Annotated in this window: 14 protein-coding genes; 2 read left to right on the top strand and 12 right to left on the bottom strand. The window is 42.3% G+C overall.

Going from position 1 to position 16,411, the window contains the following annotated elements:
* Positions 1 to 26: 26 nt before the first annotated feature.
* From ID12_RS06585 to ID12_RS06575, 3 genes are read right to left on the bottom strand one after another with little or no spacing between them, the layout of a single operon-like run.
* Complete coding sequence (locus tag ID12_RS06585; protein ID WP_050826908.1) at positions 27 to 1,073, bottom strand: Gfo/Idh/MocA family protein; 1,047 nt, start codon at positions 1,071 to 1,073, stop codon at positions 27 to 29.
* Entirely contained in the window at positions 1,070 to 1,936 is an 867-nt protein-coding gene (locus ID12_RS06580) for an HAD-IIB family hydrolase (protein ID WP_024718989.1), read from the bottom strand. Before ID12_RS06580 ends, ID12_RS06585 begins: the two co-directional genes overlap by 4 nt.
* Positions 1,911 to 3,236 (bottom strand): DegT/DnrJ/EryC1/StrS family aminotransferase, encoded by a 1,326-nt coding sequence (locus ID12_RS06575; protein ID WP_017358580.1) that lies wholly within the window; start codon positions 3,234 to 3,236, stop codon positions 1,911 to 1,913. The genes ID12_RS06580 and ID12_RS06575 overlap by 26 nt, the downstream gene beginning before the upstream one ends.
* A gap of 109 nt (positions 3,237 to 3,345) precedes the next feature.
* Between ID12_RS06575 and ID12_RS06570 the strand changes: the two genes are divergently transcribed.
* Positions 3,346 to 4,335, top strand: coding sequence for a LacI family DNA-binding transcriptional regulator (locus ID12_RS06570; RefSeq protein WP_050826907.1), 990 nt, complete (start codon positions 3,346 to 3,348; stop codon positions 4,333 to 4,335).
* Positions 4,336 to 4,584: 249 nt separating this feature from the next.
* Here ID12_RS06570 and ID12_RS06565 read toward each other — a convergent pair whose 3' ends face one another.
* The 3 genes from ID12_RS06565 to ID12_RS06555 form a co-directional block, all read right to left on the bottom strand.
* Positions 4,585 to 6,207: an L-lactate permease gene (locus ID12_RS06565; protein ID WP_050826906.1), complete on the bottom strand. Its 1,623-nt coding sequence runs from the start codon at positions 6,205 to 6,207 to the stop codon at positions 4,585 to 4,587.
* Positions 6,208 to 6,250: 43 nt separating this feature from the next.
* The gene (locus ID12_RS06560; protein ID WP_007498309.1) at positions 6,251 to 7,198 is read right to left on the bottom strand and encodes an L-lactate dehydrogenase; all 948 of its coding nucleotides are present in this window, start codon (positions 7,196 to 7,198) and stop codon (positions 6,251 to 6,253) included.
* Between the two features lie 217 nt (positions 7,199 to 7,415).
* Entirely contained in the window at positions 7,416 to 8,846 is a 1,431-nt protein-coding gene (locus ID12_RS06555) for a YfcC family protein (RefSeq protein WP_007498311.1), read from the bottom strand.
* Between the two features lie 153 nt (positions 8,847 to 8,999).
* On the opposite strand from ID12_RS06555, the gene ID12_RS06550 reads away from it, so the two are divergent.
* A complete protein-coding gene (locus ID12_RS06550; RefSeq protein ID WP_050826905.1) occupies positions 9,000 to 10,127 on the top strand; it encodes a M20 peptidase aminoacylase family protein in 1,128 nt (375 codons plus the stop codon).
* 52 nt (positions 10,128 to 10,179) lie between these two features.
* On the opposite strand, the gene ID12_RS06545 is transcribed toward ID12_RS06550, so the two are convergent.
* The 6 genes from ID12_RS06545 to ID12_RS06520 form a co-directional block, all read right to left on the bottom strand.
* Entirely contained in the window at positions 10,180 to 10,902 is a 723-nt protein-coding gene (locus ID12_RS06545; RefSeq protein WP_039166374.1) for an SDR family NAD(P)-dependent oxidoreductase, read from the bottom strand.
* A gap of 85 nt (positions 10,903 to 10,987) precedes the next feature.
* The gene (locus ID12_RS06540; RefSeq protein ID WP_224562876.1) at positions 10,988 to 11,794 is read right to left on the bottom strand and encodes an alpha/beta fold hydrolase; all 807 of its coding nucleotides are present in this window, start codon (positions 11,792 to 11,794) and stop codon (positions 10,988 to 10,990) included.
* A gap of 108 nt (positions 11,795 to 11,902) precedes the next feature.
* Complete coding sequence (locus tag ID12_RS06535; protein WP_046342553.1) at positions 11,903 to 12,784, bottom strand: glycine betaine ABC transporter substrate-binding protein; 882 nt, start codon at positions 12,782 to 12,784, stop codon at positions 11,903 to 11,905.
* Positions 12,784 to 13,629 carry a glycine/proline betaine ABC transporter permease subunit OpuAB gene (gene opuAB, locus ID12_RS06530; protein WP_024718999.1) on the bottom strand — a complete coding sequence of 282 codons (846 nt, stop codon included), beginning with the start codon at positions 13,627 to 13,629 and terminating at the stop codon, positions 12,784 to 12,786. The genes ID12_RS06535 and opuAB overlap by 1 nt, the downstream gene beginning before the upstream one ends.
* Positions 13,630 to 13,639: 10 nt before the next feature.
* On the bottom strand, positions 13,640 to 14,905 hold the full coding sequence (gene opuAA / locus ID12_RS06525) for a glycine/proline betaine ABC transporter ATP-binding protein OpuAA (RefSeq protein ID WP_017358586.1): 1,266 nt from the start codon (positions 14,903 to 14,905) through the stop codon (positions 13,640 to 13,642).
* A 401-nt stretch (positions 14,906 to 15,306) separates the two neighbouring features.
* A complete protein-coding gene (locus ID12_RS06520; protein WP_046526593.1) occupies positions 15,307 to 16,401 on the bottom strand; it encodes a toxic anion resistance protein in 1,095 nt (364 codons plus the stop codon).
* Positions 16,402 to 16,411 lie beyond the last annotated feature (10 nt).

Genomic DNA, 16,411 nt, shown 5'->3' with positions numbered 1-16,411 from the left:
ATGATATCCTCCGCTCCACCTCTTCATTAATATGCACGGGCAGAGACGACAGCCTCTTCCCTCTCGAAGCATGTATTCAGCGCAGCCTGCGCGCGATAACCATCTTCAAAATCAGCTACCTTCATATGAGATGGATATGAGTTTGTATTTACCCAATGCATCAGCTGATCACGGAATGTATCAGACCATCCATAAAATTCATTCGGCGGATCTGTCAGCAATGTTTGCGGCATTTGATGACGCTCTACACACAAGCCATCACTGATCTCATATTCGTTTTTCATGTTTGTATGGTATTTAAAAACCTTGTCATGCCCCACTACTTCTACACTAAATCCACATTCCTCGGGCTGCGTACTTTTGGACGTCACCAAATGAAAGAACACTTGATTCTCCATTTGCCCAAAAATTTCGGTATGGTCATCGACCTGTACCTTTTTCTCTTCCTTTTCCTTTACATGTGTCAGCATCTTCGTATTAAGGGATTCTTTTTTCATTTCACTGCCAAATAAGTACCACAGCATATCAATCAAATGAATCCCTAAATCTCCTAATGCACCACTTGTACGCAGACTTTCACCGCTGTCTCTCCACGAAAATGTCTTTCTTCTAAGGGCACTATTTTTCTTAAAATGTGTCCGTACTGTCAAAACGCGTCCTAATTCACCATTGGCAATCAAGTTCTTCAAAATATTCACAAAGGATAAATAGCGATAGTTAAAGCCCATACTGGCTTGAACCTGGAACTGTTTGGCTGTCTCCACCATTTCCTTCGCTTCTTTTAACGATACAGCCATCGGTTTTTCGCATAAAATCGGCTGTCCCGCTCTAAGCGCCTGAAGGGCATGGTCCTTGTGACAGAAGTTAGGGGAAGCAATGATCAATCCATCTGATGCATCCGCTAGTGTTTCGATACTGGAATACACCCGTCCGCCGTACTGTTTAATAAATCCTTGTGCAACGGATTCGTGCAAGTCATAGACCCCAGATAATTCTGCACCTTTGATCGTTGATAATGCTCTAGCATGTGCTTTTGCAATATTCCCTGCTCCAACAATTCCAATTTTCTTCATGAATGTGCCTCCTCATGTTTATACATCACTGTTTTCAATGTTTCATAGATTCCTTTTGCATACCCATGATGACAAATTTGATGATGGTGCCGTTTGGCTTCGGCTGTTGCATTTTGGACAAGAAAGCCGTGTGTGACGGATTGAAGCATCCGCAGATCATTCCCACTATCACCAAAAGCAAAGCCCTTATCTTTTGACAGGTTATATTGATTCAGCATAAACCGAACGATTTCATCCTTCCCTGTTCCCACTGGTAAAAAATCAACGTCATAGCAATCCGCAGGGTCACCCGCAAGTGGGTTGCATTTGTTGATGTTCACCGCCACACCCCGCTCCTTCGCAAGTGTTTGGATGAACGATAGATGATGGAGATCTGTTCGTTCATCCTGCTCCTGATAATAGAAATTCTTTTTATACCCAGAGCTGCCTAGCTGCGTTTGCGGCCTAAGGGTAATCCCCTTTTCACGTACGGCTTGCAGAATATCTTCAATTTTTTCGTCTGAAAAGCCTTGTGCATCAAGCCGTTTCATCCATTCTGCATCCGGCTGTCCAAATTTCCCATCTGATGTATACACGATTTCAGTTCCTAAATTCGACGCAATAAAATGCGGGAATTGATAGAAACCGCCTTTCTCCATTTTGCTCGTAACAGAATCGAGGCTGCTTCCCGTCACCCAGCCCAGCATGAGCTGTCCGGCTTCGCTCTTTTCTGCCACAAAAGCTTCCAGCCGTTTTACATCCTCTCTCTGCTCCTCGGTCATTCCGTGAGAATAATAGGTCTCATCGAAATCACAGAAGACGATCCACTGCGGATGTTGCGGTTGATGCACAAGCTTTTTATTGAATGGAAGATTTGATAACATGATGGACCCCCTCGATGACTTTCTCCTGATCTTGCAGCGGCATTCCTGGGTAAAGCGGCAAGTGGAGTAATTGCTGTACGGCTTTTTCCGTATGTGGTAGTTCCGTTTGTCTATACTTTTGAGAAACAAGATTCGTTTGATGCTGATGCGATAAAATCGGGTAATAGACATCTGTTTCTATGCCCATTTCCAGTAATTTCTCTGCCAGCTCATCTCGGCTTCCCTTCACCACTCTGATCGGGAATAGATGCCATACATGATCGTCTGTCAGCTTCGGAAGCTTTATATAGCCTTCATCTTCCAGCGTTTGCAGCTGATCTATGTATCTCTTTGCCAAGTAAAAACGTTTAAAGTTTTGTAAACCTAAATATTTCATTCGTTCTAGCCCGATTGCGGCCTGTAAGTTATCAATCTTAGAATTAAAGCCATAGTCACTGCGCTTCACGTTTTTCTTTCCTGGTTCAAAACCGTGATAGCTGATTTCCATGCATTTTTCTGCTAGGGCTTCATCATTTGTTGCGATGGCTCCTGCCTTCCCGCAAACTCCAAGGTTTTTGTAAGGATTAAAGCTGAGAACAAGTCCATCCCCAAATGCCCCAAGCCCGCTGCTGCCAATCGCCTGACAGCCATCCTCAATGATCGATAGACCATGCCGTTTTGCAATCGTCGAAATGGCCTTCATATCCGCTTGCTTTCCATACAAATGAACCGGGAGAATACATACTGTCTTATCTGTGATATGCTTTTCTATTTCATTCGCCGCTAGGCAGTAGGTGTCTGGATCAATATCGGCATAGACTGGAATCGCACCAATCGCAAGCACTGCATTTTCTGTTGCAGCAAAGCTGTTGGCAGGCAGGATGACCTCATCTCCAGGATGGACGCCTGCTGATATTAAACTGATCATCAAGGCATCTGTTCCACTTGATGTGGCAATGACATATTTTTTCCCTAAGTACGCTGCGAGCGTCTTTTCAAACTTTGGAATATAAGGGCCTGATGTAAAACGGCCTGAACTTAATACTTCTTTCAGCACCTGCATAATATCATCGATCTCATCCTCTGAAATCAGTTTATCGACCGGCAGGAACGGTATCTTTTTTTCCTTATTTTGTTTATAATGGAAGAGAATTTTTTCCAAACCTGTACGCGCAATATCTTGCTCAAGGAACGCAGCAAGCTTATCATTCGCTAGATTCTTTTCAACTGAATCAGCCTTTACTTGAACACCTTGATTGATCATATCCAGCAACGGTAGATAATCCTTGCTTTTACCTGATATCTTCGTCAATATTTGCATTCCATTCCCTCCAATTAATCAATTCCATTTGTTAATATTTAACTTGTTTCACATTGTAAATGATGTTATCGATTTCAGAACAATAACTTTGTGTAAAGGATTTGTTAATATGTGTACAATTTATGAAATTGCCAAACGCTGCGGGGTTTCAACGACCACTGTTTCTCGGGTGCTGAACAACCATCCATATGTATCCGAAGAAAAGCGCCAGCACATTTTACAGGTGATGAAGGAAATGGAGTATACACCAAGCTCAGCAGCCCGCACCCTTCGGTCACATCAGACAAAAACCATTGCTGTGTCTGTTCCAGCTGTGGACCATCCTTTTTTTGCACAATTGATTAAAGGCATTTCAAAGGAAGCACTGGATCAAGGGTATAAAGCCATCGTGCTCCAGACGTTTTATCAAGAATCAGTAGAACTTGAAGGGCTTCAATTATTAAAAAGAAAAGAAGTAGATGGTGTCATATTGGGGGCGTTAGAAAATAAGTGGGAAACAATCGAGCCATTTTTATCAAACGGCCCGATCGTCATGGCAAATGAGTATCATCAAACAGCAGACATTCCGATTATCGGATATGATGAGCGGGAAGCTGCCTATAAAGCGGTTGACTACTTGATTCAATCAGGGCGTACATCCATTGGATTTTGCTTTGATACAGAAAGCAGTGAAGCACAAAAACAAAGAAAGCAAGGCTATCTTGATGCGCTTTCTGATCACGGTTTGCCGCTTAAAGAAGATTGGCTGTTTGGCGAGGCTTTTACCATTGAAGACGGCTTTCGTTTGATGGACTTAATCCACCGGATGCCGGATGCGCCGGATGCGATTTTCACCGGCAATGATCAAGTTGCAGCAGGCCTCATTAAACAAGCCATTTCATATGGATATGACATTCCTAAGGATGTAGCGGTGATCGGTTATGACAATCAAGACATTTGCGAGGTGACAGCACCAACGATCACGACCATCGACATCCCCATCGTCGAGCTTGGCCAGCAGTCTGTCAAACAAATGATTCAGCTGCTGCAAGATCAAAAACCATTACAACGTGAACATATTCAACTGCCTACTCGGCTTGTCACACGAGAATCCACATAAAAAAAAGACTGAGAAATCTCTCAGTCTCAGCGTGTAGACAAACCCTCGCATTCTTTGTCAGTCCTGCGCTCTGGTGCTCACGAATACCGAATTCGCTCCGCTCCAGTGCTCGTCCTTCCTAGACTGAAAAGGTTTTCTTTCACGCTGAAAAGAAGACAAAGGGCTAAAAAAAGTACATTTTAGCCCTTTGTTAACAATCTGAAGACTGAGAAATCTCTCAGTCTTTCATTTTTCAATCAATCGATCAACCTATATAAATTGAGCAAGAATGAATGTCCATATACATACGATGCCGAGCAAAATGAAGCTGTACTTCACTGTTTTTTGGAAGAGCTCAGATTCTTTACCTGTTTCTCCAACAGCTGCTGTTGCAATAGCGATAGATTGTGGAGAAATTAATTTCGCCATTACACCACCGGTCGTATTTGCCCCGATTAACAAACCTGCCTGAGAGCCGATTTGAGAAGCGGTGACTGCTTGAAGGTTACCAAATAAGGCATTGTTACTCACAACAGATCCCGTAATAAACACGCCGATCCAGCCAAGCACTGGGCTGACAAGCGGGAATAAATCGCCTGTTTTAGCAAGTGCTAGTCCGATAGCAGAACTTAGGCCTGCAAAGTTCGCCAAGTTGGCAAAGCCCATGACAAAACAAATCGTAAGAACAGGGACCCAAAGCTCTTTGACCGCTGCATTTAAGCAGGCAGCCCCTTCTTTTAATGTAATATGTCTGCTGAACAACCCTGTCAGCATCACCGCAATTAGAATGGCGGTACCTGTTGCACTAATAACATCAATTTTAAAGATCGCATCAATCGGTGTTTCTGTTTGGGCAATTGGCGGTAATTTCACAATTTGCTGATGCAGAAACGGCATTTTCACTAAAATGGTTGTCCAGTTAAACGGTCCTCCTTCAGCAAATAATGCTTTAAAAGCTGGTAGGCTCCATACAGTAATGACGGCAGTTAAAATATAAAACGGAGACCATGCTTTCAGCACCTCAACACCGCTATACGTTTGTTTCTTCTCAATGGCTGGTGCCCCTTCTTCACGATAAATATGTTTCGGCTGCCATTTTCGAAGAAATAAAGCCAAAATTCCCATACTCGCTAAAGCTGAAATAATATTGGCAAGCTCAGGACCCATCGTGACCATTGTAACAGCCTGCAGAATCGCATAGCTTCCACTCACAACAAGCAAGGCTGGTAGTGTTTCTTTGATTCCCTTAAAGCCGTCTACAATGAGAATCAGCAGAAATGGGATACAGAAAGAAATAAACGGAATGGTGTACACAAGGGTTTGAGACAGCTCAAGCGGCGTCATATTCCCCATTTGTGCTCCAGTAATAACTGGGATACCTACTGCACCAAAAGCGCCAGACGCAGCATTTGCAATCAAGCAGAGCATGGCGGCTTTTAGTGGTTTAAACCCAAGCTCTGTTAAAAGAGCGGCACTAATCGCAATCGGTACACCGAATCCAGCGGCTCCCTCTAAAAATGCGTTAAAACTAAAACCAATTAATAAGAGCTGTAACCGTTGATCTTGAGAAATTCCTGCAATACTAGAACGAATGACATCAAACTTTCCAGACTTCACAGCAATTTTATAGAGCCACACGGCCATGATGACGATATATCCAATCGGCCACAGCCCATTAGATACACCGAGCACCACAGCAGATAATGCTTTTTCAATTGGCATATGAAAGAAGAAAACAGCTGTTACAAAACTGACGATCAAGGTAAAACAAGCGGCTAATACCCCTTTTAACTTAAATACAGTCAATGCAAGTAGGAAAAACAAGATTGGAAGCATGGCCACCAATGCACTGACGAACTCATTACCAAACGGATCATATATTTGCTGCCACATAGTGATTCATCCTTTTCTGCTCAGATAGGTTGCCTTTGATTGATTAAAAATGAGGAGCTAAAATTTCTTTTAACACATTCACACTATGTGCGAATTTTTCTTTTTCTGTGTCGTTCAGTGCGAGCTCCATCACTTCTGTTGCACCATTTCGGTTCACGAGGGCAGGTACACCAATGTAGACATCTTCTGCTCCGTATTCCCCATCTAAATAAGTGCTGACAGTCAAAATACTGTTTTCATTGTGTAAAATGGCTCTAGTAATACGGGCTAAACTCATCGCTACGCCGTAATAAGTCGCTCCTTTTTTCTCAATGATTTGGTAAGCAGCATGACGGACATTCTCCATGATGTCGTCTAAATCTTCTTGTTTGTATTGGTCATTTCTCTTCATTAATTCTGTGATCGGTACACTTCCGATATTCGCATGGCTCCAAACAGCAAGCTCTGTATCTCCATGCTCTCCAATGATGTACGCATGCACATTGTGCGCCGCTGCTTCAAAGTACTCACTAAGCATGTATCTGAATCTTGCCGTATCAAGCGTTGTTCCACTACCAATCACTCGTTCTTTTGGCAGTCCGCTGAATTTCCAAGTCGCATATGTCAAAATATCAACTGGGTTCGTAGCAACTAAGAAAATACCATCGAATCCGCTTTTCATCACATTGTCTACAATGCCTTTAAATATATTTAAATTTTTCTCAACAAGATCAAGTCTCGTTTCACCTGGCTTTTGGTTTGCACCAGCGCAGATACATACAATGTCAGCATCCTGACAATCCTCATAATCTCCATACCAAGTATTCACAGGATGCGGGGCGAATGCTTTCCCGTGGTTTAAATCCATGACGTCACCCATTGCTTTATCTTGATTCAAATCGATGACTACCAATTCATCTGTGATTGCTTGATTTATTAATGTAAAGGCATAACTGCTGCCGACAAAACCTGCTCCAATAAGTGCTACTTTGTTTACTTTTTCGTTTGTCATTTATCTCATCCTCCTGAGTAAAACTAGGTTGTTTTTCTTATGTGAAATATTTCACATTCTTATTGTGCAACACTTCACAAACTTTTGCAAGGGGATTGCTCAAAAAAATAATGTAGCCATTTTGTGAACACTCATATTGTGGTTTTAAACCGCTGTCCCCATACATGTTCTCATAAGAAAAAAGCCACCAAACACTCTTTGGTGGCTTCTCTCTTATTTAATAAGGTCCCCAATTGATCATGACACCGATACAAATAAAGACAAGGCCGATGACGAACCAAATGAGCGCAAGCGGCACCATAAAACGCAGCCATTTCACGTATGGAATCCCACTTGCAGCCAAGACAGCCATCAACACACCTGAAGTCGGATTCACGCAGTTGACCACCCCTTCACCGAGCATCACTGCTTCTACCGCTACTTGTCTCGTGATACCCATTAAATCAGCAAGCGGCGCAAGAATCGGTATAAAGACAACCGCTTCTCCTGATCCTGATGAAATCAAAAAGTGAAGGAGCGCACTGGCGATATACATGCCGATCGCACCAGCGATTGGACTAAACCCTGTCAGCATACTCGCAAGCCCATTCACCACAGTATCAAGCAGCTTGCCGTTTTCCAAAATGACTGAAATGCAGCGTGCCATGCCAACAATGAGTGCGCCGTATACAAGGCTTTGACAGCCGACAATAAACGTTTTTGCAATATCATTGGCAGCTAATCCCCCAAGCAGTCCAGCAGCAATGGCCATGAAAATAAACACACCAGCCATTTCCTTATCGGTCCAGCCAAGCTGAAGCGCACCATACAAAAAACCCCCAAGCGACAAACCACACACCGCTAAAATCAGCTTATGTCTGCCGGTGAATTCAGGCTTGTCCACAGATTCCGCATCAGCTCCTCCTAGCCCTTTAGCTGGAAACCACTCGTCACCAAGCAGGCTTCCCTTTTCTTTATTTTTCAAGCGTTTTGTATATAAATAGATGTACACAATACTAGATAGGAGAAAACAAAGATAAATGATGACACGCAGACCAATACCAGAAAAAATCGGCAGTTCTGCAATCGTTTGTGATAAACCTAATGGAGATGGAGACAAAATAGTTGCGTTAAAACCTGCATAACAGCCGATGTAAATAACCGCCGCTCCCGCCACTGCATCCCACTTTAAAGAACGTGCCACAATGATTCCAATAGGAATAAAACCAATGACCGAGTTCACCACAATTCCGGTCGTCCCAAGTACAGAAAACAATCCGCCAACAATACAAATAAACAATAGCTGTTTCGTTTGGAACCGGCTGATGACATTGTGAATCATCCCGTTAATGGCACCTGTCTTTTCCAAAATCGCAATGGTTCCGCCAGTAAAAAGAATCAGAAAAATAATAGAGGATGAACCAACCATCCCTTCTTGAATCGCTGTAAAAAAACCAACCGGACTAACTGGTGATTGATCTATACGGTGATAACTGCCAGGAACAGCTGTTGTGATTTCTCCTGACGTTTTTCGATCAAATTCACCGGCTGGTACAAAATACGTTGCGATCGTACAAATTAAAGCAATCATAAATAAGAGTACATATGCATCCGGCATCTGAAGTTTTCTTTTTTGTTTCTCAGGTGCTGATACTGTCGCTGTTTTCATCTGTCAAAACCCCTTTGTCCCGATCGAAATTTCACTTAATTTTCAGAATAATCAAATGATGTGTTATATTATAAACACTGATGATATTTAAGATCAATATTATTTCACTAAAAGAATGTTTTGGCAGATTATCTGTCAGCAAGGAGGCTTCTCATGACAACTTTGACAAACGAGATGAAACAAACCGTGACAGACATCTTTGAACATCTGCACGCCCATCCAGAAATCAGCTGGGAAGAGACAAATACGACTGCTTATATTGAAGATCTATTAAAGAAATTAGGCTGTAAAACGAGAACATTTGAAGACTGTACAGGGGTAATCGGTGAAATTGGGGAAGGCGCACCAGTAGTCGCTGTGAGAGCCGATATTGACGCATTGTGGCAGGAAGTAGATGGCGTATTTCAAGCCAACCATTCATGCGGACACGATGCTCATATGACGATGGCACTTGGGACATTCATGGCATTGAAAGATAAAGAACTTCCAAGTGGCACGATCCGATTCATTTTTCAGCCTGCCGAAGAAAGAGGAGGCGGCGCTTTAAAGATGATCGAAAAAGGTGTGTTAGCTGACGTCGATTATTTATACGGGGTGCATGTGCGCCCAATTCAAGAAACCTTAAACGGACGCTGCGCTCCTGCCATTTTGCACGGATCAAGTAATCATTACGTCGGGTCGATTCTAGGGGAGGAAGCACACGGTGCACGCCCGCATCTTGGGGTCAACGTCATTGAAGTTGCATCTACGCTTGTGCAGAGACTGGCACATATCCATGTTGATCCACGAGTCGCCCATTCTGTGAAAATGACCAATTTAAATGCAGGCGGCGGCAGCTCCAACATCATACCTGGCAAGGCCTCTTTTACACTCGACGTTCGGGCGCAGACAAACGAAGTGATGGATGAATTAGAAAAGGAAATTGAAAGAGCATGCCATTCTGTAGCGGATGCTTTTGGCGCCTCTATCACACTTTCAACTGACCATCGTCTTCCAGCTGCGACATTAAATGAAGAAGCTGTGGAGATCATGTCACATGCCATAGAGCAAGTGCTAGGCAAAGAACAGCTCGATCCACCGATCGTGACGACAGGCGGAGAGGACTTTCATTTTTATGCAGCAAAGCTTCCTCATATTAAATCGACGATGCTCGGTTTAGGCTGTGATTTAAAACCTGGGCTTCATCACCCTTATATGACATTCGATCGCTCCGCCATTTTTACCGGTATTGAGATTTTGACCGAAGCTGTATACGAAACACTTCAGCAGCATTCATCGTAAAATAAAAAAACCACCCGTCTTTCCTGAAGCGGGTGGTCTCCTTTATTTTATTTTACGCATTCACATCTGTCATCGCCGGGACATTGATTTCTTTCACACAGGACACCCTGGATAGATGAATGACACATCTCGCCAGCTCGACAATATCTTGTACAGGTATTCTCGTTTCATCATACAGAGCAATGGCTTTTTCAGCGCCATCTTCGTATGGAACTTCTGCCGCTAGCTCTCCTGGATTGATACAGGTAACGGATATTTTATCTTTCCTCACGTGCTCTCTTAGTGCGTTCACAATACCACGAAGCCCAAATTTAGAAGCAACAAAAGAAACCTGAGACAAATTCGTATGGTCAAGTCCCGCAGTAGAACCAATGACGATGATCTTTCCATTCTCAGATGTCCTTACGTGCGGAAGCAGAGCTTGGATGTAGGTAATCGTTGAGGTAACGTTCACATTGATTAAATGAGCGATATCCTCCGGTTGATCAAGATCGAAAGAATAATCATCTTCAAAGCCGCGTTTCTCCCATAAACCTACGTTATAAATAAGTACATCAATTGTCTGATTCTTCAATGCTTCGAGCATAAAAGGGATATGGGTTTGGCTTGATAAATCGATCTTCAGCCAAATTCTACGCACCCCATCGTCTATGTTCAAACTGCTTGGTTCACTTCGTGACACAATCCATACTGTATCTCCACTTGAAGGAAGACCTTTTACAAAGGCATCCCCTAATCCTTGACTCGCACCAAATATGATATAGTTTTTACTCATGCTTCCTCCTTCATGGCTCACTTACGAGCTTCCATCCATACACCCATTCATCTGTAAGCGTTTTATACCTATATCATACAGTGTCTTATACATGCCTGCCCCTTTTATGCTCATCTTCACTTTCTAAATGGCCTAGCTTCCTTATTTCCTTTAATTCCGCTGGTAACGCACGCTCTTCTATAAAGCTTTTGATCATGTCGACAAAAAGTTCTTTCTTTTCAAAAGTAAACGTATGTCCAATGTCAGGAACGATGAACCCGGCTGCATTCGGGTGTGCATTCGTGATTTTTTCTGCTGACCTAGTCATAATGCCCTTTTCCTTTTCTCCCACTGTCACAAGAATCCGTGCCTTTGCTTGTTGAAACGTGTCAGGGAGCTTGTAATGAAGATTTTCTTGAAACATCGTAAGCAGCGTCTTCTTCTGCAATTGTTTGGAATCCGCTGCATAATGATCCAGTACATCGTTTGGAAGTCCCATCTTTTCTGCTTGCAGCTGGATGAACCAATCTTTCTTTAATAACGGATATGTAAGAGGTAAAATGGGCCTTACCATCAAATAGAGCCATGGTAATGGCAACACAAGGGCGCTATTGATGATGGCGATGTCTGCGATGTCTGGCTCTCTCGATAACACATCAACGGCTACCTGTGCACCTAGAGAGAAGCCAATTAGAATGACTGTACGGCCATGTGCATGCTCCTTTATCCATGAAATGATTTCATAAGCACTTTCTCGCATGGAAAACGACGTTTCATTTGCTCTTGTCCCGTGACCAATAAAATCAGGGGTATAGCATTCATACGTTTCCTTGAATATTTCCATATGCTCCTGCCACATCCAGCTGCTTACGCCTCCACCGTGCAGGAAAATCATCATTGGTTTTTCCACCATCGACAACTCATCCACCATCCTTATATATAAGAAAAAGCAGTCGCTTTTTGAGCAGACTGCTTTTTCCATATGCTCCCTTCTATTATAAGGGAACTGTTATACAATTGGCTATTTTTTCAAATCTTCGATCGAGTTGACGTTTTTCATATAAGTCGGAACAACGAGACCCATGCGAAGACCCTTCATACTTGTACCGAGATCATCATATTTTCCTTTAAACTTCGCTGCATACGTTTTATGCGTATTTGGAAGCCATGCAGATAATGATGCATCAGCACTTCCGGTTGCAATTGCTGTCCACATTGGGCCCGCTTCAACCTGAGTCAAGGTCACTTTAAAGCCAAGTTCACGCAATACCTCTGCGGCCACATTGGTACTTGCAATCTCACTATCCCACGCAACGTAGGCAAGATTGATTTTGTCACCGTTTGATTTTTTCACGCCTTTTGTCCATTTCGCTACTTGATCTTTATGCTTTTTCACATATTTAACTGCAGCATCCTTTGGTTTGACGCCATCCTGAATATCAAGCATCACTTCACCCATATCATTTTGAGACCATTTAAACTGACTGAGCATTTTGGCTGCTTCCGGCTGATCCTTCGCAAATCCTTTACGAGAAATGGTGTGAATTTCTTCTTCGTCACCATATGATTTTTTCGGATCATCTAAATATTTCAAATCGTAGCGGGAAAACATCCAGTGAGGATTCCAGCCAGTGATGATAATCGGTTTTTTACGGTCATACGATTTCTTCAATGTCGCTGTCATCGCTGCACTTGAGGCAGATACAACCGTCCAATCCTCTAAACCGTAATCCTTTTTCGCTTGATCGGTTAAGGCCATAATACCTGAACCCGGATCAATCCCGATAATCGTTTTATTGACCTGCTGTGCTGCACTTGCATTTGAATCTGATTGTGCACCACAAGCCGCTAGTAAAAAGACGAGCAGGGCGGTCATCCCAATGTAGAGAGACTTTTTCCACATTAAGCATTCCCCCTGGTTTTTTTCGTTTTAATGTTTTGTGTAATACGATCCAGTGTGATCGCTACAATAACAATGGCAATACCAGCTTCAAAACCAATCCCTGTTTTCAGCTGCGTTACTGCACTATATACTTCCGAACCAAGTCCTGGTGCACCAACCATTGCCGCAATGACGACCATGGATAGAGCAAGCATGATACTTTGGTTAATCCCAGCTAAGATGGTTTTTGTAGCAAGTGGAAGCTGAACTTTGAACAAACGCTGGAATGTCGTAGAACCAAATGCTTCGGTTGCTTCAATTAAATCAGATGGTACTTGTTTAATCCCAAGAATGGTCATACGAATCGTTGGCGGCATAGAGAAAATAACCGATGCCACAACCCCAGGAACAACTCCAATATTAAAGAAGAAGATCGCTGGTAAAAGGTATACGAATGCAGGCATTGTCTGCATTAAGTCTAAAATAGGTGTGACAATTTTACGCACCGTTTCCTTCTGTGATGCCCAAATACCGATCGGAACCCCGATCACAATAGAAATGACCACAGCTGTCAGAACGAGCGCAAGTGTTTGCAGCATTGGCTGCCAGTAGCCTAAATAGTCGATCAGTAAGAATCCAATAAGTGTGAAAAGAGCAACTCCTCTTGTACTGATCCACCAAGCAATGCCGGCAAAGATAAGCGTTAAAATAATAGATGGAATCACGCCAAGTGCAGCTACAATACCATTTACTGTTCCAGCTAATCCATTTGTGATGCCATCAAAGAAACCACCAAAGGTTAATGTTAACCAGTCAACAAATTGATCGATATAATCCGCGAACGGAATTCTAGGTAAATCACTCATACTAAACATCTTATTCTACCTCCTGTGCAGAAGGCTCTTGTGCTTTAATTTCCTCTAGCTTGTTAGAAGACATGTTGATATATTCATCATTACCTGATAATGCACCAATCAATGCACCTCTGACCACAATACCCTTCATTCTGTTTTTCTCATCTACAACGGCAATTGGAATGTTCGCATCAGACACCGCGTCAAAGATCTCTGTTAAATACGTTGATTCCAATACTGTCGTAAATTCTTTATCAAGAACAGTTTCTAGCGACGCACCCGTTTCTGCCGCTTTTTTCGCTGCTTGTGCAGAAATAACACCTAATAAATGCTTTTTCTTATCTACTGCATAGATAGACGAAATACCAAGGTTCTTCATGAGCGTGAGCGCAACACGTGCCCCTTTATCAATCTGAACTGTTTCTGCACGTTTCATAATATGACCAGCGGTTAATACTTTAGAAAGGTCTACATCTTCAACGAAACGTTCAACATACTCGTTCGATGGGTTCATCAGAATTTCTTCTGGTGTTCCGATTTGAACGATATTCCCGTCTTTCATGAGTACAATGCGGTCGCCAATACGAAGCGCTTCATCTAAATCATGCGTGATGAAAATAATTGTTTTTCCTACAGACGTATGAAGCTCAAGCAATTCATCCTGCATGTCTTTACGAATTAATGGATCTAGTGCGCTGAATGCTTCATCCATTAACAAAATATCAGGGTCATTAGCTAGTGCACGTGCCAATCCAACACGCTGCTGCATACCGCCACTTAATTGATTTGGGTACTGCTCTTCAAAACCTTCAAGTCCAACAAGCTTTAAAGATTCAAGCGCTTTAGAGCGGCGCTGTTCTTTCTCTACACCTTGCAATTCAAGCCCGTATTCTGTATTCTCCAGAATGGTACGATGCGGGAACAATGCGAAGTTTTGGAAGACCATGCTGATCTTTTTCCGTCTAACTTCACGCAATTGATCCTTTGACATATTTGTTATCATATCCCCATCAATATAAATTTCGCCGGAGGTTGGTTCGATTAACCTATTTAGCAGCCGCACAAGTGTGGACTTTCCGCTCCCTGATAGCCCCATGATGACAAATATCTCGCCGTCATACACATCAAAATTTGCTCGATTGACACCAACTGTTGCGCCGGTCTCTTTTAGGATTTCTCTTTTTGTCTTCCCTTTTTCAAGCATTTGAGATGCTTTTTTAGCATTTTTACCGAAAATTTTAGATACATTATTTATCTTGATTTTGATCTTTCTCTCTTCAGAATTCATTTTTTCCCTCCAAATTAGCATCTTTATAACCGTAACATAAGCGTTATGATGCGAACAATCTTTAGAATTCGCTTATTTCCGTACAATATGTATGAATTCCATATAGAGGTCTGGTGATTACAGTTTATACGCCGTATTACTCGTAAATCCTATAGAATGCTTCATAAACTACATATTTTACGGGGTATTTTCTCTCATCAGACAATATTTTACTGGAAATTCCTTATTGTGCTAAAAAATAAGTCGAATCCTTGTGATAGCGGACTTTTTCTTTCATGGGTGAACCATGCCCCTGAACAGGATTTACCCGAAAAAGGTCACATAAAAACCTTTTTCCTCAAATTTTAATCAAATTCATGAAAAAAACTGCCTGCAACTTTCGTTACAGACAGCCTGTTTTTTTAGGACTCTAGGGCAGCTTTCTTAATATTATCTTGAAGCTCAAGCATACGTTTTGTTCCGTCCTCACGTAATCGTTTGTTTTCTTCTTCAATCTGCTTCGTCTCTTTCATCCCTTGTACAATCGTATTAAAGGATGATTCGATCGTTTCAATGTCGATGCTTGGACGACCTGATAATTTAGCAATCTCAACACTTTGACTTGAGATATTTTCAGCATTTCGTTTCAGCATTTCATTCGTTCTTCTGTCCAGTTCACTCATGGAATCAGCCACAAGCTTTTGTCTCTTCACTGTCACCGCTTGAATAATTCCATTTTTGAAAATTGGAATCGTAATGATGAAGGCAGAGTTAATTTTCCCGATTAATTTCGTATTACCACGCTGTAGCAAACGGATTTGCGGTGCCGTTTGAAGTGCCACCATCCGTGCCATATCAAGATCATATACACGCTCTTCAAGCGCTTGAATCCCATTACGAAGCGTATCTAGCTCCATTTGTGCCAGCTGGTTTCCCCCCGCCGCTTTTTCTTCATAAGAAGGGACCAATTGTTTTAATTCTTCGATCTTCATTTGCCCTGCGACGACATACTTTTCAAGCTCCATATAGTATTGAATGTTATGCTCATACATTTCTTCAAGCGTAACCGTCGATTTGGTCATTTCATCTTTGTATTTACTGATTTCCACATTGATTTTTTCAATTTCTGCACCGAGCGTTTGATATTTGCTGAAAATCTTTTCGATCATGCTGCCACCGCGTTTAAAGATTTTTGATAACAAACCGCCCTTCGGCTCGTCAAAATCATTTTTATCAAAACGATCCATAATCTTTCCAAGCTGTGTAAGCATCGTTCCTGAGTCTGTGACACTTGTTGATCGCATCATAGAGAGGATACGGTCAGAAAACTTAGAGATTTCGACAGCCGGCTGTTTCCCGTATTCAAGCAGTTCAAGCTGATTTTTGGCATCAATCTGTCTCGCAATGTTTTGGACTTCTGGTTCATTGCGCAGCTGAATGCGAATATCGTCTGCCTTTTCAATCGTGATTTCCTCTTTATCAATTGAAATGATGTCATTTCCGTTTGTATTTGTCATAAGCTTTGAT

Origin of the sequence: Bacillus altitudinis (genome assembly GCF_001191605.1) — a bacterium.
In the GTDB taxonomy this organism is placed as follows: domain Bacteria; phylum Bacillota; class Bacilli; order Bacillales; family Bacillaceae; genus Bacillus; species Bacillus altitudinis.
The sequence above is the reverse complement of the archived record's forward strand: the minus strand, read 5'-3'. Positions and strand labels throughout refer to the sequence as shown.

Bases quoted from the DNA above. Each gene is read 5' to 3' on its own strand.
- ID12_RS06565 (WP_050826906.1), bottom strand. From the start codon at position 6,207: ATGTGGCAGCAAATATATGATCCGTTTGGTAATGAGTTCGTCAGTGCA.
- opuAA (WP_017358586.1), bottom strand. From the start codon at position 14,905: ATGAATTCTGAAGAGAGAAAGATCAAAATCAAGATAAATAATGTATCT.
- opuAB (WP_024718999.1), bottom strand. From the start codon at position 13,629: ATGAGTGATTTACCTAGAATTCCGTTCGCGGATTATATCGATCAATTT.
- ID12_RS06555 (WP_007498311.1), bottom strand. From the start codon at position 8,846: ATGAAAACAGCGACAGTATCAGCACCTGAGAAACAAAAAAGAAAACTT.
- ID12_RS06580 (WP_024718989.1), bottom strand. From the start codon at position 1,936: ATGTTATCAAATCTTCCATTCAATAAAAAGCTTGTGCATCAACCGCAA.
- ID12_RS06545 (WP_039166374.1), bottom strand. From the start codon at position 10,902: ATGAGTAAAAACTATATCATATTTGGTGCGAGTCAAGGATTAGGGGAT.
- ID12_RS06560 (WP_007498309.1), bottom strand. From the start codon at position 7,198: ATGACAAACGAAAAAGTAAACAAAGTAGCACTTATTGGAGCAGGTTTT.
- ID12_RS06575 (WP_017358580.1), bottom strand. From the start codon at position 3,236: ATGCAAATATTGACGAAGATATCAGGTAAAAGCAAGGATTATCTACCG.
- ID12_RS06540 (WP_224562876.1), bottom strand. From the start codon at position 11,794: ATGGTGGAAAAACCAATGATGATTTTCCTGCACGGTGGAGGCGTAAGC.
- ID12_RS06520 (WP_046526593.1), bottom strand. From the start codon at position 16,401: ATGACAAATACAAACGGAAATGACATCATTTCAATTGATAAAGAGGAA.
- ID12_RS06570 (WP_050826907.1), top strand. From the start codon at position 3,346: ATGTGTACAATTTATGAAATTGCCAAACGCTGCGGGGTTTCAACGACC.
- ID12_RS06585 (WP_050826908.1), bottom strand. From the start codon at position 1,073: ATGAAGAAAATTGGAATTGTTGGAGCAGGGAATATTGCAAAAGCACAT.
- ID12_RS06535 (WP_046342553.1), bottom strand. From the start codon at position 12,784: ATGTGGAAAAAGTCTCTCTACATTGGGATGACCGCCCTGCTCGTCTTT.
- ID12_RS06550 (WP_050826905.1), top strand. From the start codon at position 9,000: ATGACAACTTTGACAAACGAGATGAAACAAACCGTGACAGACATCTTT.